The organism is Brevibacillus laterosporus LMG 15441 (assembly GCF_000219535.2).
In the GTDB taxonomy this organism is placed as follows: domain Bacteria; phylum Bacillota; class Bacilli; order Brevibacillales; family Brevibacillaceae; genus Brevibacillus_B; species Brevibacillus_B halotolerans.
Map to the genome: position 1 here is coordinate 1356512 of NZ_CP007806.1, position 24821 is coordinate 1381332.

Here is a 24821-nt window from a genome sequence, read left to right on the forward strand (position 1 = left end):
GACGCATAAGGTAGGATTGACCCGTGGACACTACTAAATAAGGTAGATGAACATGTGGGAGGTCTTATACCGTGGAGCTACTAACCATACTTATGCGTACCCTCTTTAGTTATTTTTTCCTCCTACTCATCATGAGGCTGATGGGCAAAAGAGAACTGGGTCAAATGTCTTTGTTTGATGTAGTCATTTCGATCATGCTTGCAGAAATGGCGGTGCTTGCCATTGATCAGGTGGAGAAACCACTTCTGCACATGTTTTCGCCCATGATCCTTATCATGCTGTTGGAAATAGGAATGGCCTATTTGTTTATGAAAAGTAAAAAGATCAGGAACTTCGTTAACGGAGAAGCAGATGTTTTGATTGCAAATGGTGAGATAAGGGAAGAAGCGTTGAAAAAAAATCGACTTAACCTAGATGACCTATTGATTCACCTACGACAAGAAAATGTAAAAAACCTAGCTGATGTTGAATTTGCTATATTGGAAACGACAGGCAAAGTCAGCGTATTTACGAAACCGGAAAAATCACCTGTTACCCTGCAAGATTTAGGTTTACAAGAAAAGAAGCCTAAAAAATCCTTAACAGGTGTTACTGTGAGTTTTCCCATTCCCTTAATTATGGATGGGGAAGTACAGACGGATGCTGTAGAAAAAATCGGTAAAAATATATTTTGGCTTAAGCAGGAATTAAAAAAACAAGGTTATCGTCATACGAACGAGATTATGTTTTGTAGCATTGATGAGCAAGGGAAGCTGTTTGTAAATAAAACACAATACCCCCGCAAATAATCATCTGCGGGGGAAAAACATGCTCAATTGCTGACCAATCCAAGGAATGCGGGCTACATCCTGTTTTCCCAGTACCTTCATACTAACAAGTAATACTAAGTAGAGAAGCATAGAAGCAGAAGAGCATATTGTTAGCATATGGAGTAAGCTAGTATCTTTGAACCAGTGTTCAGACATATACGTGCTACAATAGCCGATAGCCAGCATAGCAAAACCAATTTTTACAAATTCGCCAACCTGAATAGTAAACCCAATCCCTTTGACGAGGCTAGCAAAATGGAGCATTGTTACCAACGTAATGTTTAAATTCAGCGCAATGATCGCCCCGTTAATTCCAAATTCAGGGCGAGATGTCAGTATAAACATGGATGCGATCTTGACGATTGTGCCAATCAGGGTGTTACGGAATACAACATGTGCTTGATCCAAACCCTGTAGAGCAGCGGCTAATGGAGCCTGGAAAAACAAAAATACAGAGAATGGTGCCAATTGCTTTAATAATAGGCCGACCTCAGCCTGCTTGTATAATAGTTGACAGAGAGGCTCTGCAAATACATATAATAAAACAGCACAGGGAGCCCCGATGACCAGCGTAATACGCATGGCTTGATAAATGCGGCGATGAACCATCCTGCTGTTCTTCTCAAAAGCGGCTTCTGCAACAGCAGGAACCATTGAAATGGATAACGAATAGGTAAGAAAAGTAGGGAAAAGTAACAGAGGGACAGCCATTCCAGAAAATTGACCATATAAGGAGGTCGCCTGAATGGTTTTATATCCTGCTAATATAAGCGCATAGGGGACAAGCATTGGTTCCATTACATAAGCAATAGAACCTACTACGCGGCTCATCGTGACAGGCAGCGATACATGTAAGAGCTGCATGATAGCCGGGGAGCTTTTTTGAAACAATTCCCGACGTGAGCCGGGTCGTTTAAACAGATCGCCTAGTTCGCGTTTGTTCTTTTTATAATTCCATATCATGTATAATAGGCCGGCTAGCTCACCTAATAAAATGCTACAGACTGCACCAATGGTAGCAATGAAAATTCCGTAGGGGGCGAGTGTCAAGGTCATACCTATTACTATCAAAATACGGACTATTTGCTCAATCAATTGAGAGAGGGCTGTAGGCACCATATTTTGTTTTCCCTGAAAATAACCGCGCAAGACAGCCGAGACACTAGCGATTGGTAGAATAGGTAAAGCTGTCAGCAATAACAGATGGGTGCGGGAGTCCGTAAAGAACAATTCCGTAAAAAAACGAGCACCAACAGCTAACAATAAGGAGACTAGGGTACTCAGTCCAGTTGTAATAGCTAGGGCCAAATAGAGGAATCTTCTTGTTTGCTGGCGATCTTTGGCTGCTTCCGCTTCTGCAACCTGTTTAGCGATGGCAACAGGCAAACCAAATGTAGTAATGGTAATCAGAAAGTAGAGAAGTGGGACGATCATTTGGTACAGTCCCATACCTTCTGAACCAATTAAGCGGGAAAGAATAATACGATGGGCGAAACCAAAAACCTTAGTAATGGCGCCTGCTACAATGAGTACCATGGTACCGTAAAAAAAGGATTTTTTCATAGGGATAGCCCCTTCTCTTTAACATTTACCTTAAGCTTTATTTACTACACTATTACCATATGGACGTGCCACCTAGGGCATGACTAGATTTTATGTGTGGGAGAAACATTTTATAACAACAAAGGTCACGTAAAGAGGTGTAGAAAATGGAGAATAAAGAGAATATGATGAGCTTTATCGAGGTTGACAAATATCAGGAAATGTTAGTTTTATGCAAAAGTAAGGCAGAGGAATTTTTGATTTTAGGTTACGATAACATTACTCCTGAAGAGATATGGGAGTGTGTGATATCAGCCTATAAAGGAGAAGAACGCCCCACTCTACATCGTCTTGTTAACGATATCCTCTCCTTAAAAATTAGCAAATATATGAACTATGTGATGATTAATATGTATAAAAATAACGGCGTAATTTGACATGCATTTTTCTACAAGTCTATAATGGGCATATTGATTCTTTGAATTGGGATATTTGCGTATGAACGCTTGGTATCCATTGGGAAAGGGGCATTATGTTAGATGATAAAGTGGAGTAGATTTGTTCTCTTCCTACTGGTGATCGGACTCTTAGGTACGCTCATGGCCACTACTACCACAAAAGTAGCGGGCAATATCGTACTTGGTCTTGACTTAAGAGGCGGATTTGAGATTTTGTATGAAGTAGAACCACTTGATGCAAAGCACAAAACAAACACTGAACTACTTGCAGCAACAGCTCAGATGATTGAGAAACGTGTTAATATCGGGGGAGTTTCTGAGCCAGAGGTAACCATTGAAAATCCTAACCGCGTACGCGTTAAATTGGCAGGGGTTACTGATCCTGAGAAGCTGCGTACGTTGATCGGGAAACCAGCCGTATTGACGTTCCGTGACATGACAGGTGAAGTCGTTATGCGTGGAACAGACCTAGCGCCTGGTGGAGCTGCTATTGGTTATGGTGAGCTAAATGAGCCACTTGTTACTCTGAAGTTTGCCGATGCAGAAAAGTTTGCAGAAGTAACACGTAAAAATTTAGGAAAACCAGTTGCTATCTTTTTAGATGAAAACTTGTTAACAAATCCTACGATTCAAAGTGTTATTACAGGTGGTAGCGCACAAATAACAGGTAAATACACAAAAGATGAGGCACGTGAATTAGCAGAAACGTTAAATGCAGGTTCATTGCCAGCTAAATTAATTGAAAAGCAAGTAACGGCAGTAGGAGCAAGCCTTGGTGATCTTGCTTTGAAAAAGACTATTTATGCAGGGTATATCGGCGGAGCACTAATTTTCCTCTTTATGCTTTTTGTATACCGTGTTCCTGGTATAATTGCAAATATCACGTTAACAGCGTTTATTTATGTATGTTTAGTAGTGTTGCAATGGATGCATGCTACGCTTACGCTACCGGGTATTGCCGGCTTTATTTTGGCTGTAGGTATGGCGGTAGATGCTAACATTATTACCTATGAACGTATTCGAGAAGAAATCATGACAGGTAAGACCATTCTGTCTTCTTTCCGTGCGGGTGAACGTCGCTCGTTGATTACAATCATTGATTCACATGTTACTACTTTGATTGCGTGCGTCGTGCTCTTCTACTTTGGGACGAGCTCCATTCAAGGTTTCGCGATTATCCTAGCAATGACTCTTATTGTCAGCTTGATTACCAACGTGTTTGGCTCTCGCTTTTTGCTATGGTTGCTTCTTCGTTCCAATGCGTTTAAGAAGCCGCGCTGGTTTGGTGTAAAGGAGAGTGAAATCGGTGAACTCTAAAGAAAAAGATATTGTTAAATTTGATATTGTTAAAAACCGACACAAATTCTATTGGCTTTCAGGTATCCTACTAGTTCTAGGTTTAGCCTCGATGCTAATGTTTGGACTAAATAAAGGCGTTGACTTTACAGCAGGTACTCGTTTGGATTTATTTATTAACAAACAGTTTAATGAAGCAGATGTTCAACAAATTATTGCAAAAGTAATGCCTGATGTTCACTTTAAAGATGTAACTAAATATGGTAATAATAAGGAATTCGCAACAACAACGTTTACAGAAACGATCACTCCAGAAAAGCTGAAAGAGATTGAGGCTGCTGTTAAAGCAAAATATGGAGATCAGGTAACGAAACAGGAATCTACGGTTGACCCCGTGATTGCTAATGAGCTAGTGAATAAAGCCATTATCGCTGTTTTAGTTGCTTCTGCAGGGATTGTTGTCTATATTGCGATTCGATTCCAATTCTTATTCGGGATTGCTTGCGTAATCTCCATCTTACATGATGCTTTTATCCCGATTGCTTTGTTCTCCTTGTTCCGTTTGGAAGTTGACTTAACGTTTATTGCAGCGATTTTAACGATCGTTGGTTATTCTATCAATGATACGATTGTTATCTTTGACCGTATCCGTGAGAATATGCGGACAATGAAAACAAAAACCATTGAAGATTTAGAGCATATGGTCAACGTGAGCTTATGGCAAAGTATGCGCCGCTCTATCTTTACAGTTTTGACCGTGTTCATTACAGCTGCTGCGATTGCTATTTTTGGTAGCGAAGGCATTCGTAACTTCTCCTTGGCTCTTATCTTTGGTCTGATCAGTGGTACGTATTCTTCCATCTTTATCGCTGCACAGATTTGGGTATCTATGAAAGAACGTGAAATGAAGAAAAAAGGATTAAAAGCTACTCCTAATGAGAACTAAATTGGATAGAATAAACCGTGGGGGATATCCCCTACGGTTTTTTTATGCTCAAGAAAATACAATAAGTAGTGGATGGGCAAATGATACAATAGGTTCATCCAACTGATACAAGGAGGAGGAAACTAGGTGGAAAATCGTTTGGCAAAGGCTCAGTTTGCTGCATGGGTCGGTATTGTTGGTAATCTGTTGCTTGCGCTTGTCAAATTACTTGTGGGCTGGGTAGCTGATTCGCGAGCGATGGTAGCTGATGCTGTTCATTCTGCATCTGATGTAATCGGGTCAGTAGCTGTTTTGATAGGGCTTCGCGCAGCGGAGGCACCCCCAGATCAAGACCATCCGTATGGGCACGGAAAAGCAGAGTCAATTTCAGCTATTATCGTATCTATCCTACTTGCTATTGTGGGCTTTGAAATTGCGTATTCCTCGTATAAATCACTCTATGAGCCCCTTGAGCCTCCTGGCATGTTAGCTGTATGGGCGGCGTTAGGCTCCATGATTATAAAAGAATGGATGTTTCGATATAAGTATCATCTTGGGAAAAAATTAAATAGCCAATCATTAATTGCGAATGCCTGGGAGCATCGTTCTGATGTATATTCTTCCTTCGCCGCGTTAATTGGTGTTGGCGGGGCAATTCTTGGGGAGAAGCTAGGGGTAAGGTGGACCGTATATCTTGATCCCATTGCAGGGATTTTTGTATCCTTCCTTGTATTAAAAACAGCCTACCATATTTTAAAGGAATCCATTCATTCCACGATGGATCATGTATTGCACGAGGAAGATACCTTGTCTTTGCGTAAAACAGTTATGGAGGTAGAGGGAGTCTTGCGAATTGATGAGCTGTGGGCCAGGGAAACTGGTCACTATCAAATCGTGGATATTAAGGTTTCTGTTGATCCGAATATAACGGTAGAGGATGGACATCGAATCGGAAAACAGGTTAAACGCAATTTAATGGAGAAGCATCAGGATATTCGAAATGTGTTTGTTCACATTAATCCATATGATGAAAAAGGAAAGTCATGGGATGAGGAACCTGCTAAGACGCATGAATAATGCAGTTATGATTGGACTTTTTCACAATTCAAGCTAATTTATGACATGATGTTCGTAAAACATACGCTTTTTGCGTTTAATAAGAAAGCTTGGCATGCCCTCTATTTCTTTATATAATGGATGAGGATTGGAGGGCTGCCTCATGCTACAAGCGAAATCGCGATGGCAACTCACTCCATATGACGAAGCAATAAGTGCAGAGATTGTCCAAGCGTGTGGGATATCGCCTTTGCTTGCACGTTTGCTCGTTCAAAGAGGGATGGATACGTCACAAAAGGCACGTGACTTTTTGCATGTGAGTCCAGAACAGCTACATGATCCATTTTTATTGGATGGAATGGACAAAAGCGTGCATCGAATCCAACAGGCGATTGAGCGCCATGAACCGATTTGCATATATGGAGACTATGATGCGGATGGAGTTAGCTCCACTGCTTTAATGGTGCATTTGTTACGAAAATTGGGAGCCACATTTGATTATTATATACCGAATCGTTTTAAAGAAGGATACGGGTTAAACCAAACAGCGTTGTCATACATTTATGACAGCGGTTTTCGGCTTGTCGTGACTGTGGATACTGGCATAAGCGCGGTAGAGCAGGTAGCGCATGGAAATCAGTTGGGGCTTGATATCATCGTGACGGATCACCATGAACCACCTGAGCTTCTACCTGATGCGTTTGCGGTAATGAATCCTAAAAAACCTGGCTGTTCCTATCCGTTTGACATGCTGGCCGGTGTAGGCGTTGCTTTTAAGCTGGCCCAAGCTCTGTTAAAGGAGCCTCCGATGGATTTCATCGATTTGGCCGCAATAGGAACGATTGCTGACCTTGTTCCTTTAGTGGATGAAAACAGGGTATTAGCTAGTTTAGGATTGCAACGATTGAATCGAACACACAATGTAGGCATCCAAGCTTTACTTGATGTGTGCGGGCTTCAGGAGAAAGAAATTACTGCGGGACATGTGGGCTTTGCCATTGGACCACGGATTAATGCGGGCGGTCGTTTAGAAACAGCGGAAGCAGCGGTTAAATTGCTCGTGTCAGAGGATGTACAGGAAGCGAAGGAACAAGCGGAAGTACTTGATGAGTTGAACCGGGAGCGCCAAGAGTTAGTTCAAGCGATGGCGGAAGAAGCCATTGAAATGGTTGAACAGCTATATCCGGCTGATCAGAGTGGAGTAATTGTTGTAGCCAAAGAGGGATGGAACGTTGGCGTTGTTGGTATTGTTGCTTCACGTTTAGTGGAAAAATTCTATCGACCTGCTATTGTGCTTGGAATCGATCCTGAAAAAGGCGCAGCAAAAGGCTCGGCTCGAAGCATTGCTGGCTTCGACATGTATGAGGCATTGACGGCGTGCAAGGAGCTTCTACCACACTATGGTGGTCACACAATGGCAGCGGGTATGACATTGCCCATAGAGAATGTAGATCCGCTACGCAAGGCGTTGCATCGTATTTCACAGGAATGGTTGCAACCAGAAGACTTCATCCCCAAAACAAGAGTAGATCTTGAAGTGGCGTTTGATGAAATGAATCTAGATCTTGCTATAGAGTTGGAAGCTTTAGCTCCATTCGGCATGGGTAACCCTACTCCAATGCTTGTCTGTGAAAAAGTCGGTCATCAGGGTATGCGTAAAATTGGGAAGGATGAGACACATCTAAAATGTGTATTGTCACATGAGAAATCGCAACTTGATGCTATCGGATTTGGTTTTGCCCCCATTATGGAACAGGTAGCTCCAACATCAAAGCTTTCCGTGCTTGGTGAATTGCAGATTAATGAATGGAATGGGTTGCGAAAGCCTCAATTCTTGCTTCGTGATGTAGCGGTCAAGCATAAGCAGATTTTCGACTGGCGAGGCACGCGCGATAAAGAGAAAAAATGGTTGGATAAAATCGTTGCGGAAGAGTTGATTACCATCACATTCCAAGCAGCTAACCATCATCGGTTGCACTCTTTACTTGCAAGTCAGCAGCTTACCCAAAGGTCGCTCCTGTATGTAACGAATGCGGGAGAAATGCAAGGAGATTGGAAGGAAGAATGTCGCTCGATCATCTTATATGACCTTCCTTCCTCCAAAAAAGCATTGGGACAAGCGATGACTGCGTTACATGAAATGGACTCCATTTACTGCTTATTTGGCGAAGCGGACGAGGCCTTTGAATTGCTACATGTACCGAGCCGAGAAGATTTTAAAGCGCTGTATCAAATTTTTCGACAATATGGTAAAATCAACAAGGCTCATCTCGATGCATTGGCTAAAAAATTGAAGCTAAAACGTTCCATTGTGGAGCGAATGCTTACTATTTTTATAGAGCTTCGTTTTATTGAAGATAGCGAGCAAGCATACCTATTGCATCCAGAACCGGCTAAAGCGCCCTTGGATACATCTTCACGATACGTAGACTGGCGCGAGGAAGCCGAGCTACACGCCGAACTGCTCCTTTCTAATCATGATGGACTAGGAAAATATTTGGATATACTTCATCAGTCTTAGAAGAAGGGCATCCAACTTACTTTGTTTTTATTCTTTTGTAGGAGGCATTCCTTAATGAACTTTAAAGATTATATTCGCGTGATTCCAGATTACCCACAACCGGGGATTCGTTTCAAAGATATTACTACCCTATTAAAAGATGGCCCTGTATATAAAGCGGCAATCAATGAACTGAAAACATTTGCTGATACCCTAAACGTGGATGTAATCGCAGGACCGGAAGCGCGTGGTTTTGTTGTAGGGGCACCATTGTCATATGCGATGAACGTTGGATTTATTCCGATTCGCAAGGCAAACAAACTACCTTACAAAGCTATTCAAGCTGATTATAGCTTAGAGTATGGCAGCGATGCATTAGCAATGCATGAAGATGCAATCAAGCCTGGTGATCGTGTATTGATTGCAGATGACCTACTTGCAACAGGCGGTACGATCGAGACATCTATCAACCTTGTTGAACAATTGGGTGGAATTGTAGTAGGGGCTGTATTCCTGATTGAATTAAGCTATCTCGATGGTCGTGAAAAACTAGGTGACATCCCGGTTTCTTCTTTAATCACATACTAATCTGTTGGATAAAAACCTCTGTGAGCCCTTCGCTTGCGGAGGTTTTTTTGTGGATTTACCTGAGAAACGTAAGCTGAAAGTGTCTATTTTGTGTGTTTTAAGTAGAGAATGGAAGATTATTACCTTTACATTCTCCCCTTCATACCAGATAATAAAAGGTAATACGTTTAAGGGAAAGATAGACGGTTTTCATCTTCAGAGTGAAGATTAAGGAAGGGAAATATGACTACGGGCATCGAGGAAATTTTAAGCAAAGCGAATAGCTATATGTCAAGCGAGGACGTTACTATGCTGGAGCGTGCCTATGATTTAGCACGCAAAGCTCACGAGGGCCAAGTGCGTAAATCTGGGGTGCCTTACATTATGCATCCGATTGCGGTTGCAGGCATTTTGACGGATATGCACATGGATGCAGTAACTGTTGCTGCCGGTTTTCTCCATGATGTTGTGGAAGATACCGATATTACGTTGGATGATTTACGTAAGGAATTCGGATCAGAGGTAGCACATCTGGTAGACGGGGTCACAAAGCTAGAAAAAATTAAATACAAATCCAAAGAAGAGCAGTTAGCGGAAAATCATCGTAAAATGCTTGTAGCCATGGCACAAGATATTCGAGTCATTTTAATTAAATTGGCGGACCGATTGCATAATATGCGTACGTTACGCCATATGTCCGAGGAAAAACAACGTGAAATTTCGGATGAAACGCTAGAAATCTTTGCGCCACTGGCTCATCGTTTGGGGATTGCGTTTGTAAAGTGGGAGCTAGAGGATACAGCTCTACGCTATTTGAATCCGCAGCAATATTATCGGATTGTAAACCTCATGCAGAAGAAACGGACGGAGCGCGAGGAGTACATTTCAGAAGCAAAAGCAATGATTACTGATAAATTACATGAGTTGCATATTGAAGCGGAAATTGCTGGCAGACCTAAGCATATCTATAGCATCTATAAAAAGATGGTGTCACAAAATAAGCAGTTTAACGAAATCTACGACCTGCTGGCTTTACGTATCATTGTGAATGATATTCGTGATTGCTATGCTGTCCTTGGAATTGTGCACACGTTATGGAAGCCTATGCCAGGACGATTTAAAGATTATATTGCTATGCCAAAGGCTAACATGTATCAATCCCTGCATACCACTGTAATAGGGCCAAAGGGTGAACCGTTAGAAGTACAAATTCGTACATGGGATATGCATCGAACAGCAGAGATTGGTATCGCTGCTCACTGGGCCTATAAAGAAGGAAAAGGAGAAGTGCAGGGCTCCTTTGAAGAGAAAATTGGTAATCTCCGTGAGATTATTCAAGGTGGACAAGAAGAGACACCAAATGCCCAGGAATTCATGGAATCCCTCAAGCAGGATTTGTTTTCTGATACGGTATTTGTCTTTACGCCAAAAGGCGATGTGGTGGAGCTTCCAAAAGGCTCGGTTCCTTTAGACTTTGCATATCGCATACATTCGGCTGTCGGCAATCGAACCATTGGTGCTAAAGTGAACGGCAAGATCGTTCCGCTAGATTTTGCGTTGCGTACGGGTGACATTATGGAAATCTTGACTTCCAAGCATTCATATGGTCCAAGTCAAGATTGGCTCAAAATAGCAAAGTCTGCCCATGCCCGCAATAAGATCAAGCAATGGTTTAAGAAAGAAAAGCGCGAAGAAAATGTTGCTAAAGGGCTATCGATGATTGAAGCTGAGGTAAAAGCGCGCGGCTTTGATTTAAAAGAGACCATGACTGCCGAGAATTTAAAAGAAGCAGCAGCTAAGTTTAATTTCCAATCTGACGAAGATATGTTTTCTGCTGTCGGATATGGCGGGCTTACTTCAGCACAAGTAGCCAATCGATTGACGGAAAAAATACGTAGAGATCGAGAAGAACAGCAACAGCAACAACAGCAAACCATTCAGGAATTTAAATCTCATGCACCTACCCAGAAGCAGACGCGAAGCGACACAGGCATCCGCGTAGAAGGCGTAGACAATTTGTTGACTCGTATTTCTCGATGTTGTTCGCCGGTCCCAGGGGATGACATTATTGGTTTTATTACAAGGGGACGAGGGGTCTCCATTCATCGCAAGGATTGCCCGAATGTGACGGTAGAAGAGAGTGATCGACTCATACCTGTACAATGGGAAGGGGACCAGAAACAAAACTACAATGTAGATATAGAAATCACTGGCCATGATCGCACAGGCTTATTAAACGATGTGCTACATGTAGTTGGGGAAACGAAAACCAATATAGCGGCTGTGAGTGGAAAAGCGGATCGCAATCGGGTAGCTACGATCAACATGACAATCTGTATTAACAATATAGATCATTTGCATCGTGTGGTAGAACGGATCAAGCGTATCAAAGATATTTATTCCGTTCGTCGAATTCTAAATACCTAGCATATCTTTATTGTATGTGGCAGACAGTGGTTCCTTGGGGACACTGTCTTTTCTTTACATAACCATAAATGCTGGCATAAATTCAAAACAACAGAACTGGAGTGATAAGTAGTGCGAGTCGTTGTCCAAAAAGCAAAAGCATCCAGTGTATCCGTAAATGGTGAGGTAGTCGGTAAAATTGAGCGAGGGCTGGTTTTATTAGTCGGTATTACCCATGAGGATACGATAAAAGATGTAGAGTTTGTAGCAGATAAGGTAGCCAATTTACGGATTTTTGAAGACGAGGAGGGAAAGATGAATTACTCTGTTCAAGACACAAAGGGGCAAATTTTATCTATTTCCCAATTTACGTTATATGGAGATTGTCGAAAAGGTCGTCGCCCTAATTTCATGGCAGCCGCTCGTCCAGAAGCCGCTGAACCATTATATGAGCAGTTTAATGAGATGCTGCGGAGTAAAGGGCTTCATGTAGAAACAGGGCGGTTTGGCGCAATGATGGATGTGCAGATACATAATCATGGACCGGTGACATTAATCGTTGAAAGTTAATGTCAGGTGAAAAAAAGGGCTAGTTAATTTGCGTAAGCTCGATACCTAGAAAGAAAGCAGCTAGTCTATTTTTTTGACTAGCTGCTTTTTGGTGTAAAAACTAGCTTGGATAGACCTGGAAGTAACGTAGTATGCCTCGGAATAACCCTTCCGCCGCATTTTGCTGATGCTGGTCATCACGTAAGTTAGCTTCTTCCTGTGGATTGGTTATAAAACCGATTTCAGCAAGAATAGCTGGTTTTGGATTCTCGCGAATAACATGAAAATCCCCAAATCTGGATGTTAAATCCTTATATTGAGTTGTCGCGATGATCTCTTTTTGAGTCATTTGAGCTAATTCCATCGATTTTCCTTTGTGATAGTAAAAAATGATGGTACCATTGGTAGCTGCGTTAGGATGTGTATTGTGATGGACACTTACAAACATATCCGCATTGTTTTGTACAGCAACCTGAACACGCTGATTTAACGTAAGAGTCGTATCATCGGCACGAGTCATAATTACACGTGCTCCAGAAGCTTCTAGGCGTTGTTTTAGCTTCAGAGCAACCTGTAGGTTAATCTCTTTTTCAAACGTCTTGTACGTCGTCCCTACAGCGCCACTATCTGTTCCGCCGTGTCCAGGATCAATTACAATCAATTTGCCTCCTGCTTCATTACCGGTTAAAGGAGGCAGATTGGCTATATCCGTTGATTCCTTTTGAACGACCCAGCTAGCGATGTAGGCTGTTGAGTTATCTGTTAGGCGAATTTGATACCAATCGCCCTCTGTTTTGATTACCGAATAGCTTTCTCCTGCCTGTACAGTACCTACCGGTTCATATTGGGTGCCAGGGCCAGAACGAATATTTGTGCCTTCGTTTATCACCTTGATTTTCATTTCTGATTGATTATTGCTTGGCACCGAGGGCTGAAGAGAGTTTTGGTTCTTATGTTCATTTGGATCAACTACTCCGAGTGTAGGAGGAGCTTCTGTTGATTTCGTAACTAACCAACTGGCAATCCAACCTGTTTTCCCATCCGGAGTTTTTACCTGAAACCAATTGTTGCTTTGAGACAGTACCGGTAGAACTACTCCGTTATTTACTTGGGTGAGAACTTGGCTTGTTGTATTAGCCTGACTTCGGATGTTTACATTATTTGCCGTTACCTTCACCGTAGAGCCTGATGTAGCAGGGTTTTGCTGTGTCGGGGGAGGTGTTGCTTGTCCGGTTTTAGGAGCTGCTGGATTAGCAATCCAAGCTGTTGTTCCGTTGTACAGGATTTGATCCCATCCATTTGACTCCGAATATTTGCTTACCTGATCCCCTGCGCTTAACTGCCCGATAATCATGGCTGAGACATTAGGCTCTGCATACACGTTGGTTACTGCAGAGATTTTAATACTACTGGTAGATGGTGGCTGTACAGTTGGTTCTACAGGTGGCAATACAACAGCAGGTTGATTACTCTGACCCGGTGATGTTGCTCCTGATACAGGTGCTGATGTAGTAGGCGGCGTAGCATGTTTTACAAATTTAGCATTAATCCAGCCTGTTACCTTGTCAGACACTTGAATTTGTGCCCAGATGCCTTCCTTTTTAATCATTTTATAGCTTTTTGTCTTATCCATTACCTGAATGATTTGAGCATCAGTCTTTGGTGCAGTCCGAATGTTTAACATATCCACCGTACTTTGTAAATAAATCACCTTTGGTGGTTGAGGAGCTGCTTTAATCTCCTGAAGGTATGTATTCAATCCCCAGCCTTGTTTGCCATTCGGTAATTTTACCTGTATCCATTTATCTTTTTTTGATATAACGGTTAGTTTTGTCGACTTAGGCACGGAACTTACGAGTTGATAGTTGGTTCCTGGACCAGAGCGAATGTTTAAATTATCGGCAGTTACCTGCACCTGGCTGGCTGCCCAGACCATTTGGAAGGGGGCGACCAAGCTAGTGAGACACGTTGCAAGTCCGATAATCATCTTCTTGCGAGAAAACACGTTTGTCCCATCCTTTCTGTTTTTCATAATTCCTACGAGCGGAATATCAAATTTTCCACAAAACAATAATCTTCTTCATAGACCTTGGATTTTCCTGCAATTTTCGACATTTTTTTCGAGATGCATGCAAATCTTCCCATGCGGAAACAATAGGGTAAGGAGGGATTAAGCATGCGCCAATCCAATAAAGAACGTTTCGCTCAAGAATTAAACCGTCGTATTTTTTCTGTCGATTTTCATGATTTCTTGCAAAAAGAAGCCATTTTAAACGATGTAGAAATGTCTCAGGAGTTTCATATCAGCATCCGCGAGGTACAAGAACTACGTCGGCGTGCTAAACAATAGCAAAGTAGCGAAAAGCTGTTAACGTGTGCAGGAATCAAGCTAGTTACGTTTGATAGGGGCGTAGCTTCATGTAGCGAAAATTAATGATCCAGTAGGGAATCTCATGTACTTCTTTTTCGCAATGATTGTGCCAAATCGTTCTGATGAAACGAACGGCTTTCTAAATCCGTCCATTTTTGAAGGGAACAGTTGGTGTCTTCTCTGAAATTGACCACCTTATGCTGGTAAGGTAAGATGAGAAGGATTGCGAAAGAAGCAGGTGAAGAACATGTTGCAAATAAAATGCGTGGGTCATCAGTTCGAACGTGAAATCGGCTTTATTGCCGCACTGTTCTACGAAGATCCCGCGATTCATTATGTACAAGATTGGGAGAATTGCTCCCATCAAGATATTAAGATAGAGCTGTGCTGTGAGTCACAAGCCGATGGCGTCCATGCTACTGGGCATCTATTGTTTGCCGATCAAAAGCATACATTTGAGTATGATCGTCCCTATAAGGAGCTTTCCGAAAAAGATATGCGCAAAACAGCTAAGCAAGCCATTAGCTATACGCTATTAACATTGCTGGAGCGTCATACTGGAGTGGAGCAGGGATGGGGCATTTTGACCGGTATTCGACCGACTAAATTGCTTCACAAGATGCTACAATCTGGGTTGAGTCGCGAGGAGGCTCATCGCCAATTACGCGAAGACTATATGGTTCGCCCCCACAAACTACAGCTCTTACAAGAGATAGTGGATCGTCAGCTACATGTTGTTCCTGATTTATATCAAATAGATCGGGAAGTCTCTGTCTACATTGGAATCCCATTCTGCCCAACAAAATGTGCGTATTGTACGTTTCCAGCTTATGCGATTGGTGTGCATCGCCGGAATGTAAATCCATTTTTGGCAGGTTTACATGAAGAGATTCGCTCAATAGGTGATTGGTTGACCCGCCAAGACTTGGTAATCACCTCCATTTACTTTGGCGGAGGTACACCTACCAGTATTACTGCTGACGAGTTAGACGAGCTTTTTGTTACACTTTATAAGCATTTTCCTCATATGGATAAAGTGCGTGAACTAACAGTGGAAGCTGGAAGGCCTGATACCATTACTCCTGATAAAATTGAAATCATGAAAAAATGGAAGGTTGACCGTATCAGCATCAATCCGCAGTCGTTTACACAAGAAACCCTTCAAGCGATCGGTCGACACCATACGGTTGAAGAAACCGTGGATAAATATAAATTGGCCATGGAGATGGGTTTAACGAACATTAATATGGATTTGATCATAGGGCTGCCAAATGAAGGGATGCAGGAAATGAAGCATTCTCTTCAGGAGGTTGAAAAGCTAATGCCTACTTCTCTCACAGTCCATACACTTTCATTTAAACGTGCTTCGGAAATGACCCAAAATAAAGAGAGATATCAGGTGGCTAGCCGTGAAGAGATACTAAGCATGATGCAAGAGACTGAAGAGTGGGCCAAGAAACAAGGATATGTTCCATACTATCTGTATCGACAAAAAAACATTTTGGGCAATCTTGAAAATGTTGGCTATGCGCTACAAGATCAAGACTCTATCTATAACATCGTTATGATGGAGGAAGTGCAAACGGTTCTTGGCTTAGGCTGTGGGGCTGTCTCCAAATTGATGCGGCCTGGTAGCGGTGTATTATCACGTTGGCCGAATCCGAAAGATCCGAAAACCTATAATGATACGTATAAGCAGTTGATTGAGAAAAAGTTGCAGGATTTAGATGCGCTTTACTCTGATAAATAATCGGGTGATTGTATAGTTGACGCTCACTCGCGATTTTGCTATGATCTGTAATATATTTTGATCTGATGACGGGACCAAGTAACCTTTAGACGGATAGCTAGAGAGGAAGCATCGTGGCTGAGAGTGCTTCTCTATTACGTTTAGGCGAATGACCTCCCTGAAGACCCCAGTGAAAGATAGCATTGCTACGAGTAACTGTAAGGCGCGGCATCGGCGTTACGATGAAAATGAAGTGGGATATGATTACATATATATCCAAGCAGGGTGGCACCACGGGAGAAGAATACAATCTCTCGTCCCTGACATGTACGTAAGTTGGGCATGTCAAGGACGGGAGATTTTTTGTGTTTTCTAACAATTATTTTTCCTGACTTGCCCTGTACGGATTCTTTTTATATAGCACGTAAAAAACAAAAAAGGAGAGACTCACATGGCGAAAATCCAAATTCCACGTGGTACACAAGACATTATGCCTGGCACAGTGGAGCTTTGGCAGCACATCGAAAAAAAGATGCGAGATCTTTGCACACGCTACAATTACCAAGAGATCCGGACGCCCATTTTTGAGCAGACAGAACTGTTTAGACGAGGCGTAGGTGAGACTACGGATGTAGTGGAAAAAGAGATGTACAGCGTTGAATCGCGTGGAGAAGGGGATTTCACCTTACGTCCTGAAGGCACAGCGGGGGTTGTGCGCTCTTATGTGGAGAAAAAATTGTATGGTGTTCCCAATCAACCTACGAAACTGTATTACTTAGGGCCAATGTTCCGACATGAGCGTCCGCAGGCAGGTCGATTCCGCCAGTTCGTTCAATTTGGAGTGGAAGCAATCGGTTCGGCTGATCCTGCAATTGATGCCGAAGTAATTGCTGTGGCTATGCGAATCTATCAGGAATTAGGGCTTACAGGATTGTCCGTAGAGTTAAACAGTGTAGGAACTCTGGAAGATCGCGCCCGTCACCGTGGAGCATTGCTTGAAGTATTAAATAGTGTACGAGACGAGCTTTGTGAAGATTGCCAATCACGTATTGATCGGAATCCTTTGCGAGTTTTGGATTGCAAAAATAAAAAATGTCAGACCCTTACAAAAGATGCACCTTCTATTTTAGATTATCTAAGTGATGAATCTAAAAAGCATTTTGAAGAGGTACAGGCATATCTTACTGCAATCAACATTCCGTTCCACATTAACCCGCGTCTGGTGCGTGGTCTTGATTACTACACACTGACTGCTTTTGAAATTAAAATGGCAGAGATCGGTGCAGTTGAAACGTTATGCGGTGGCGGTCGTTATAATGGGTTGGTTGAACAAATTGGCGGCGAAGATATGCCGGGTATTGGTTTTGCGATGAGTATTGAACGCTTGTTAATGGCCTTAGAATCGCAAAATATTCAATTACCAATTGAAACAGGGCTAGATGCTTACATCGTTTTACAATCTGAAACAGCAAAAACGAAGGCATTCCAGTTGTTAGATTCTTTGCGTGCTAAGGGTGTTAAGGCAGAGATGGACTATTTAGGCCGTAAAATGAAGGCACAGTTAAAAGCAGCAGATCGTGTAGAAGCAAAGTATGCTGCTATCATTGGCGAATCAGAACTGCAAAAAGGCGTAGTCATGCTAAAAGAACTAGCGACCGGCGAACAGCAGGAAGTAAGTTTTGCAGAAGTAAGCGATTGGCTATTGGCTAAACGTTAAGGATATAGAAAAAAGAACGAAATATTGACCTATTGGAGGGACCAACGATGAAATTTGATGTACGTACTATCTATTGTGGCGAAGTAACCAAAGAACATGTAGGACAAGAGATAATTTTAAATGGTTGGGTTCAAAAGCGCCGTGACCTTGGTGGTGTTATCTTTATTGATCTGCGCGATCGCTCAGGAATTTGTCAAGTGGTGTTTAACCCAGAAGTAAATAAAGAAGCATGGGAAAAAGCAGATCGTGTGCGTAGCGAGTATGTCTTATCTGTAAAAGGTAAGCTGATCAATCGTGAACCGGAAGCAGTGAACCCGAAAATTAAAACTGGCGAATTCGAATTGCTAGCAACGGAGATTACCATTTTAAACGATGCAAAAACCCCTCCGTTCTTAATTGAAGATGAGATTGATGTAGATGAACAGGTTCGCCTAAAATATCGCTATTTGGACCTTCGTCGTCCTGAAATGCAAAAAGCATTCTACTTACGTTCAAAAGCTACAAAAGCGTTCCGTGATTTCTTGGATCAAAAGGGCTTCTTAGATATTGAAACGCCAATGCTTACGAAGAGCACTCCAGAGGGAGCTCGTGATTACCTAGTTCCATCTCGTGTACACCCAGGTGAATTCTATGCATTGCCACAGTCTCCTCAGATTTTTAAACAATTATTGATGGTTTCCGGATTCGAGCGCTACTATCAAATTGTCCGTTGTTTCCGTGACGAGGACTTGCGCGCTGACCGTCAGCCAGAATTTACTCAAATCGATATTGAAACATCCTTCTTGCCAATGGAACAGCTATTGCCAATGATGGAGGAAATGGTTCAACATGTATTTAAAGAAACTGTTGGTACAGATGTAGGGACATCATTCCCTCGCTTAACGTATGCAGAAGCGATGGATCGCTTTGGCTCTGACAAGCCAGATATTCGTTTTGGCATGGAGTTGACCAACGTATCCGATCTTGTGAAGGATAGCGGTTTTAAAGTATTTGCAAGCACAGTAGAGGCCGGCGGACAAGTAAAAGCGATTAATGCAAAAGGTTGCGGGCATTATTCACGTAAAGATGTTGATGATCTAGGCAAATTCGCTTCACGTTACGGAGCAAAAGGTTTAGCATGGATTGCATTTAAAGATGGCGAAGTAAAAGGGCCAATCGCTAAATTCTTCTCTGAAGAAGAAGTTACAGCAATTAAAGAGCGCTTGCTAGTAGAAGAAGGCGATCTATTGTTGTTCGTAGCTGATAAACCGAAAGTAGTAGCAGATTCTCTAGGTGCTCTACGCAGCAAGCTAGGTGCTGAACTAGGCTTAATTGACCACAGTAAGTTTGCTTTCCTATGGGTAGTAGATTTCCCATTGGTAGAGTGGGATGAGGAGGCTAAACGTTATGTAGCTCTGCACCATCCATTCACTCGTCCAAAAGACGAAGATTTACATCTGTTTGAAACAGACCCAGGTGCGATTCGCGCACAAGCCTACGACTTAGTTCTAAATGGTTATGAATTGGGCGGCGGCTCCATGCGTATCTACAAACGTGACGTACAAGAGAAAATGTTTACTGCGCTTGGATTCAGTCCAGAAGAAGCAAGAGAGCAATTTGGCTTCTTAATGGATGCGTTTGAATATGGTACACCTCCACATGGTGGTATCGCACTAGGCTTAGACCGTTTGGTAATGTTGCTTGCTGGACGTACGAACTTACGCGAAGTAATTGCTTTCCCGAAAACAGCAAGCGCTAGTGACCTAATGGTTAACGCTCCAAGTCAAGTAGACGAAAGTCAATTGAAACAGTTGTTTATTGCGACTATTGAAGAAGAGAAAAAAGAAGAAGTAACAAACAAATAACAAACAAGTAACAAACAAGTAAATTTACTTGGGCAAATGGGACCAACCAAGGCAAGGAGTCTTTTGGTTGGACCTGTTTTTTGTTTGCTTTGTAGAATTCAATGTGCTAGCATATGTCTGATTCGACAACCACTTAGAGTCCTAGTGAAATAATAGGAATTGAATATCAGCCTATTGCTAGGTATAATCGGAATGTCACTATTTTTATGATTGTATAAAAAGTATAAATCTGAGAAGATTACTAGGTCATATATGGATGACATGAAACTGTAATTATAGATGGAATGCTACTTGCAAAATAGATGAATGTAGGAAAGGTTGTTAGTGAACATGTTACATCAATTCTCGCGTTGTGAACTGGCATTTGGTCCAGAGGGCTTGGAGAAAATGAGGAACAGTACCGTTGCCGTGCTTGGTGTCGGTGGAGTAGGGTCCTTCACAGTAGAAGCTTTAGCACGTACTGGCGTAGGAAAACTGATCCTAATTGATAAAGATGACGTTGACATCACAAACATTAATAGACAAATTCATGCTACTTTACACACGATTGGTCAACAAAAAACAGAGCTAATGAAAGAGCGTATCCACTCCATTAATCCAGAGTGCGAGGTAGTGACGCTTCAGATGTTCTATGACGATGAAACAGCTCCTCGTCTATTCGAGCATAAGCTAGATTATATTGTTGATGCTATGGATACCGTGTCTGCAAAAATTCATGTTATCCTGGAAGCAAAAAAACGTAATATCCCAATCATCTCCAGTATGGGGGCAGCTAATAAGATGGACCCAACGCGTTTTGAAGTGGAGGACATCTCTAAAACCAGCTATGACCCTATTGCCAAGGTAATTCGTCGTGAGCTTAAAAAGGCACGCATTTATAAGGGTGTTAAAGTGGTATATTCTAAGGAAATCCCTGTAACAATTCGTACGGATGTACGGGAACAGATTGTTCAAAATCCGGATTCCCCTATTCGTAAAGTAAAACAACCGCCGGCAAGTAATGCATTTGTGCCATCTGTGGCAGGCTTGATTTTAGCTAGTGTGGTTGTTCAAGATATAGTTGGCTGGGTACCGAAAAAAGGGTAGCAAAAAAGAGTGCCCAGATGTAGTACGCCTTTTACAAATAAGTGATTCACAATGTTGAAATGGATAGCGCAGAGGCCTTCGGGATTTCTGCGCTACTTTCTTTACCCGAAGGAAAGCTCTCGTTTAAGTTTTGAAGCAATTGTGATCTATACATGCTATTTAAAGGGTAAGATAATGATTTGATTGAAGGTAGTAAGCAATCAGCTTGCCTTGTTACTTCCCTTTTCAAAACTTGGCGTAGCTTGGTTTTCTAAGTAAAATGAACAGGATGATAGTTTAAGGTTATGGTAACAAAAGACAGATTATAGTTGCAAATCGTTTGAAGAAACCAGATTGGGGTTGAGAAGGATGGATTTATTTTCTTTCGCCCATGAACAGGAAGATTCCAAAGGGCGCACCAAGCCGCTTGCGGCACGAATGAGACCAAAAAACCTAGATGAAGTAGTTGGCCAACAACATATTTTAGCTAAAGGATCACTGCTTCGAAGAGCTATTGAAGCAGATCAAATCTCTTCTTTAATTTTCTACGGGCCCCCAGGCACAGGAAAAACAACTTTAGCAAAAGTCATAGCGCGTACAACTAAATCGCACTTCAGTGAATTAAATGCGGTTACTGCAGGAGTAGCAGACATTCGCCGTATCGTAGAGGAAGCGAAGGATCGCTTAGTAATGAATAACCAGCGTACTACGTTATTTATTGATGAGATTCACCGTTTTAATAAATCTCAACAGGATGCGCTGTTGCCTTATGTAGAGGAGGGAACAGTCATTTTGATTGGAGCAACAACAGAAAATCCTTTTTTCGAAGTCAATGCAGCGTTGCTCTCTCGTTCACAAATTTTTTCCTTACAATCCCTAACAGACGAGGATTTGGGGCAAGTTATTGATAGAGCTTTAACGGATGAGCTTGAAGGGCTTGGAGAATTACGGGTTAAAATGACACCAGAAGCCAAGGAACATCTTATGCACTATGCAGAAGGAGACGCTCGTCGCTTATTAAATGCATTGGAATTAGCAGCAACGACTACACCATTAAATGAAGCAGGAGAGATTGTCATTACGTTGGATGTGGCCGTAGAATCAATCCAGCGTAGAGCTGTCCGCTACGATAAAAGCGGAGATAATCATTACGATACCGTTTCTGCCTTTATTAAGTCTATTAGAGGGTCCGATCCAGATGGCGCTTTGTACTGGTTAGCGAGGATGATTGATGCAGGGGAAGATCCGCGCTTTATAGCGCGCCGCTTAATAATCTCTGCATCAGAGGATATCGGTAATGCTGATCCTCAAGCATTATCCGTTGCCGTATCTTGCTTTCAAGCTCTTGAATTAATTGGTATGCCAGAGGGGCGCATTGCCTTGGGACAAGCCACTACCTATCTTGCAACTGCTCCGAAAAGTAATGCAGCTTACATGGGCATTAACCAAGCGCTTATGCATGTCCAAAAAGAGGGGCATAAGCCCGTACCTGTTCACTTACGGGATCGTCATTATAAAGGGGCTGCTAGGTTAGGGCACGGGGAAGGGTATCTATATCCGCATAATTATCCCGAAGGCTATGTGAAACAGCGCTATTTGCCTGAGGGTGTAGAAGAGAAATTTTATGAGCCTAAGCCGATAGGATATGAGGCAGAAATTCAAAAGCGTCAAGCATCTCGGAACTAACCCCTATTATTCCGATGCCTTTACATTCTTTTGGGAAAAGTTTATATTTATCGTAATAAAAACAACTAGAGCGTACTGATCATTCTTTGTTTTGAAGAAAAAGAAGAACTTCGACCCTCTGAGCAAGAGAAATCGAAGTAATAGCATGCGAGAAGGGTTTCTTACATAGTACATGACTATGGGCGTTAAAATACTACATTACATGTAGGAACGAATATTTTTCCAAAAAAATAATGATAAAGGAATCTGTCGGGAAAGTACAAAGCTTTAGTAAGGCAAAAGAAGGCCAATTCATTCTTATTGTTTTTACGTCCGTACATTTCCGCCCGGTTTATTCGGTAAATCTCCGTTCTCATTTGGTTGCTTGCTGATTTTGCTTGCACCAAATCTTGCTTTGTGAGCAATGGTTCCGGCTGGTACTTCATAAAGAACGTCAGATGGATGGTTTCGTCCACGTTCGGAACGCTTATTGGTTGCCATATAAGCTCACCTCCCTGACCATATTTTGACCGAAAGCAAGCAACTCATGTGCTACAAATTCAGGGAAGTTTGTCAGAGACGTACAGTGAAACATAGAGGAGAGTTGTTAACGTTGAAAATTTCGACTAAGGGACGCTACGGCTTAACGATTATGATGGAGCTAGCCACCCGCCATGGGGACGGCCCTATTTCATTGAAAAGCATTGCTCAGAGGCATGAATTATCTGAGCATTATTTAGAGCAATTAATCGCTCCCCTGCGAAATGCAGGGTTAGTAAAAAGCATCCGAGGGGCTTATGGTGGCTACGTGCTCTCCAAATCGCCTGATGATATTACATCGGGAGATATTTTACGAGTGCTAGAAGGTCCAATTAGTCCTGTGGAGTTTGCGGAGGAAGAGGACCCGGCAAAACGTTATCTATGGTTGCGCATTCGAGATAGTATAACGTCTGTAATTGACTCCACTACATTGCGGGACCTCATCAATTATCAAGATGATGGACGCACTGATAATTATATGTTCTACATTTAGGTTGTTAGATTACAAAGTAGGGGATTAGAACATGAACTCACACATTTATTTGGATAATGCAGCAACGACTCCTGTTCATCCGCAAGTGATAACGGCCATGCAGCCATATTTCTCTGAGGTATATGGAAATCCATCCAGTATTCATGGGTTTGGCCGTGAAGCACGTAAGGCATTGGAAAAAGCACGGGAAACAATCGCAGACTTTCTCGGGGCTGATCCCAGTCAAATCATTTTTACTAGTGGCGGAACAGAAGCTGATAATATGGCATTGATCGGTGGAGCGCTTGCTAATGAACAAAAAGGTAAGCATATTATTACAACTCAGATCGAGCATCACGCGGTATTGCATGCTTGTGAGCATTTAGAGCGAATGGGATTTGAAGTAACGTATTTACCAGTGGATAAAACGGGAATGGTTAGCCTAGACGATGTTAAAACAGCGATTCGTCCCGATACCATTTTGGCTTCTATTATGTATGGAAACAATGAGGTTGGGACAATTCAACCCATTCAAGAAATCGGGAGCTTTTTACAGGAGCAAGGTATTCTATTTCATTCAGATTGTGTACAAGCCTTTGGTTTATTGCGCATTAAAGCAAATGAGCTACCTGTCGATTTAATTTCGTTATCTGCCCATAAAATCAATGGACCAAAAGGTGTTGGTGCGTTGTGCATGGGACGTAAAACGACAATTACTCCGTATTTACACGGGGGAGCACAGGAACGTAAGCGACGGGCGGGGACTGAAAATCTCGCTGGTATTGTAGGGTTTGCTCAAGCAATCGAGCTAATGCGTTCCGATCGGGAAGAGCGTCGACAAAAATATTTAGATATGCGTGAAGCTATGCTACAGGTTTTTAGGGAAGCAGGTATTGCTTTTGAGGTAAATGGTCATGAGGAACAATTTTTGCCCCACATTTTAAATGTTAGTTTTTTAGGGGTAAATACGGAGACAATGCTGTTTAATCTAGATTTGGTTGGTATTGCAGCAGCCAGTGGTTCTGCGTGTACATCAGGCTCGTTGGAGATATCTCATGTGCTTACAGCTATGAATTTGCCCAAGGAGCGCTCAAATACAGCAATTCGCTTTAGTTTTGGCATGACCAACACAACAGAAGAAGTAATAACAGCAGCTCAAAAAATTGTACAGATCGTAAAGCGCTTAGTAAAATAAAGAATAAATATACGGTTTGTTATCAGCTTAATTAGTTGTGAAAGGTTTGGAACGCTTGTTCGAATCAAGTTGTCAAAACCCTTTTCAGCAAAGTACAATAAAGTAGCACACATCC

General features: G+C 42.2%; 20 protein-coding genes. 17 read left to right on the top strand and 3 right to left on the bottom strand.

From position 1 onward, the window contains the following. The first annotated feature begins 71 nt into the window (after positions 1–71). On the top strand, positions 72–788 hold the full coding sequence (locus BRLA_RS06310; protein WP_003338346.1) for a DUF421 domain-containing protein: 717 nt from the start codon (positions 72–74) through the stop codon (positions 786–788). Here BRLA_RS06310 and spoVB read toward each other — a convergent pair whose 3' ends face one another. Further along, on the bottom strand, positions 789–2372 hold the full coding sequence (gene spoVB / locus BRLA_RS06315; protein ID WP_003338345.1) for a stage V sporulation protein B: 1584 nt from the start codon (positions 2370–2372) through the stop codon (positions 789–791). 146 nt (positions 2373–2518) lie between these two features. On the opposite strand from spoVB, the gene BRLA_RS06320 reads away from it, so the two are divergent. The 8 genes from BRLA_RS06320 (at position 2519) to dtd (ending at position 12129) form a co-directional block, all read left to right on the top strand. Beyond that, the gene (locus BRLA_RS06320; protein ID WP_003338344.1) at positions 2519–2788 is read left to right on the top strand and encodes a post-transcriptional regulator; all 270 of its coding nucleotides are present in this window, start codon (positions 2519–2521) and stop codon (positions 2786–2788) included. Between the two features lie 102 nt (positions 2789–2890). Then, on the top strand, positions 2891–4126 hold the full coding sequence (gene secD, locus BRLA_RS06325) for a protein translocase subunit SecD (protein WP_003338343.1): 1236 nt from the start codon (positions 2891–2893) through the stop codon (positions 4124–4126). Continuing rightward, a complete protein-coding gene (gene secF / locus BRLA_RS06330) occupies positions 4116–5051 on the top strand; it encodes a protein translocase subunit SecF (RefSeq protein WP_003338342.1) in 936 nt (311 codons plus the stop codon). Before secD ends, secF begins: the two co-directional genes overlap by 11 nt. A gap of 126 nt (positions 5052–5177) precedes the next feature. After that, complete coding sequence (locus BRLA_RS06335) at positions 5178–6107, top strand: cation diffusion facilitator family transporter (protein ID WP_003338341.1); 930 nt, start codon at positions 5178–5180, stop codon at positions 6105–6107. A 142-nt stretch (positions 6108–6249) separates the two neighbouring features. Further along, positions 6250–8607: a single-stranded-DNA-specific exonuclease RecJ gene (gene recJ / locus BRLA_RS06340; protein WP_003338340.1), complete on the top strand. Its 2358-nt coding sequence runs from the start codon at positions 6250–6252 to the stop codon at positions 8605–8607. Between the two features lie 54 nt (positions 8608–8661). Beyond that, entirely contained in the window at positions 8662–9174 is a 513-nt protein-coding gene (locus BRLA_RS06345) for an adenine phosphoribosyltransferase (RefSeq protein WP_003338338.1), read from the top strand. A 222-nt stretch (positions 9175–9396) separates the two neighbouring features. Continuing rightward, the gene (locus tag BRLA_RS06350) at positions 9397–11580 is read left to right on the top strand and encodes a RelA/SpoT family protein (protein ID WP_003338337.1); all 2184 of its coding nucleotides are present in this window, start codon (positions 9397–9399) and stop codon (positions 11578–11580) included. A 111-nt stretch (positions 11581–11691) separates the two neighbouring features. Next, positions 11692–12129 (top strand): D-aminoacyl-tRNA deacylase, encoded by a 438-nt coding sequence (gene dtd / locus BRLA_RS06355; RefSeq protein WP_003338336.1) that lies wholly within the window; start codon positions 11692–11694, stop codon positions 12127–12129. A 100-nt stretch (positions 12130–12229) separates the two neighbouring features. On the opposite strand, the gene BRLA_RS06360 is transcribed toward dtd, so the two are convergent. Further along, positions 12230–14113: an N-acetylmuramoyl-L-alanine amidase family protein gene (locus BRLA_RS06360; RefSeq protein WP_003338335.1), complete on the bottom strand. Its 1884-nt coding sequence runs from the start codon at positions 14111–14113 to the stop codon at positions 12230–12232. Between the two features lie 171 nt (positions 14114–14284). On the opposite strand from BRLA_RS06360, the gene BRLA_RS24180 reads away from it, so the two are divergent. The 6 genes from BRLA_RS24180 (at position 14285) to BRLA_RS06385 (ending at position 22520) form a co-directional block, all read left to right on the top strand. After that, positions 14285–14458, top strand: a complete 174-nt coding sequence (locus tag BRLA_RS24180) for a hypothetical protein (RefSeq protein WP_003338334.1) — start codon at positions 14285–14287, stop codon at positions 14456–14458. A gap of 268 nt (positions 14459–14726) precedes the next feature. Continuing rightward, a complete protein-coding gene (locus BRLA_RS06365; RefSeq protein WP_003338333.1) occupies positions 14727–16229 on the top strand; it encodes a coproporphyrinogen III oxidase in 1503 nt (500 codons plus the stop codon). 430 nt (positions 16230–16659) lie between these two features. Continuing rightward, on the top strand, positions 16660–17925 hold the full coding sequence (gene hisS, locus BRLA_RS06370) for a histidine--tRNA ligase (protein ID WP_003338332.1): 1266 nt from the start codon (positions 16660–16662) through the stop codon (positions 17923–17925). A gap of 47 nt (positions 17926–17972) precedes the next feature. Continuing rightward, the gene (aspS, locus tag BRLA_RS06375) at positions 17973–19769 is read left to right on the top strand and encodes an aspartate--tRNA ligase (RefSeq protein ID WP_003338331.1); all 1797 of its coding nucleotides are present in this window, start codon (positions 17973–17975) and stop codon (positions 19767–19769) included. A 330-nt stretch (positions 19770–20099) separates the two neighbouring features. Then, a complete protein-coding gene (locus tag BRLA_RS06380) occupies positions 20100–20855 on the top strand; it encodes a tRNA threonylcarbamoyladenosine dehydratase (RefSeq protein ID WP_003338330.1) in 756 nt (251 codons plus the stop codon). A 348-nt stretch (positions 20856–21203) separates the two neighbouring features. Further along, positions 21204–22520 carry an AAA family ATPase gene (locus tag BRLA_RS06385; protein ID WP_003338328.1) on the top strand — a complete coding sequence of 439 codons (1317 nt, stop codon included), beginning with the start codon at positions 21204–21206 and terminating at the stop codon, positions 22518–22520. Between the two features lie 306 nt (positions 22521–22826). On the opposite strand, the gene BRLA_RS24185 is transcribed toward BRLA_RS06385, so the two are convergent. Then, positions 22827–23000 carry a hypothetical protein gene (locus BRLA_RS24185; RefSeq protein ID WP_003338327.1) on the bottom strand — a complete coding sequence of 58 codons (174 nt, stop codon included), beginning with the start codon at positions 22998–23000 and terminating at the stop codon, positions 22827–22829. A 112-nt stretch (positions 23001–23112) separates the two neighbouring features. On the opposite strand from BRLA_RS24185, the gene cymR reads away from it, so the two are divergent. Together cymR and BRLA_RS06395 are read left to right on the top strand one after the other, a co-directional pair. Beyond that, positions 23113–23532, top strand: coding sequence for a cysteine metabolism transcriptional regulator CymR (cymR, locus tag BRLA_RS06390; RefSeq protein ID WP_003338326.1), 420 nt, complete (start codon positions 23113–23115; stop codon positions 23530–23532). A 31-nt stretch (positions 23533–23563) separates the two neighbouring features. Next, on the top strand, positions 23564–24706 hold the full coding sequence (locus BRLA_RS06395) for a cysteine desulfurase family protein (RefSeq protein WP_003338325.1): 1143 nt from the start codon (positions 23564–23566) through the stop codon (positions 24704–24706). Positions 24707–24821: the final 115 nt, after the last annotated feature.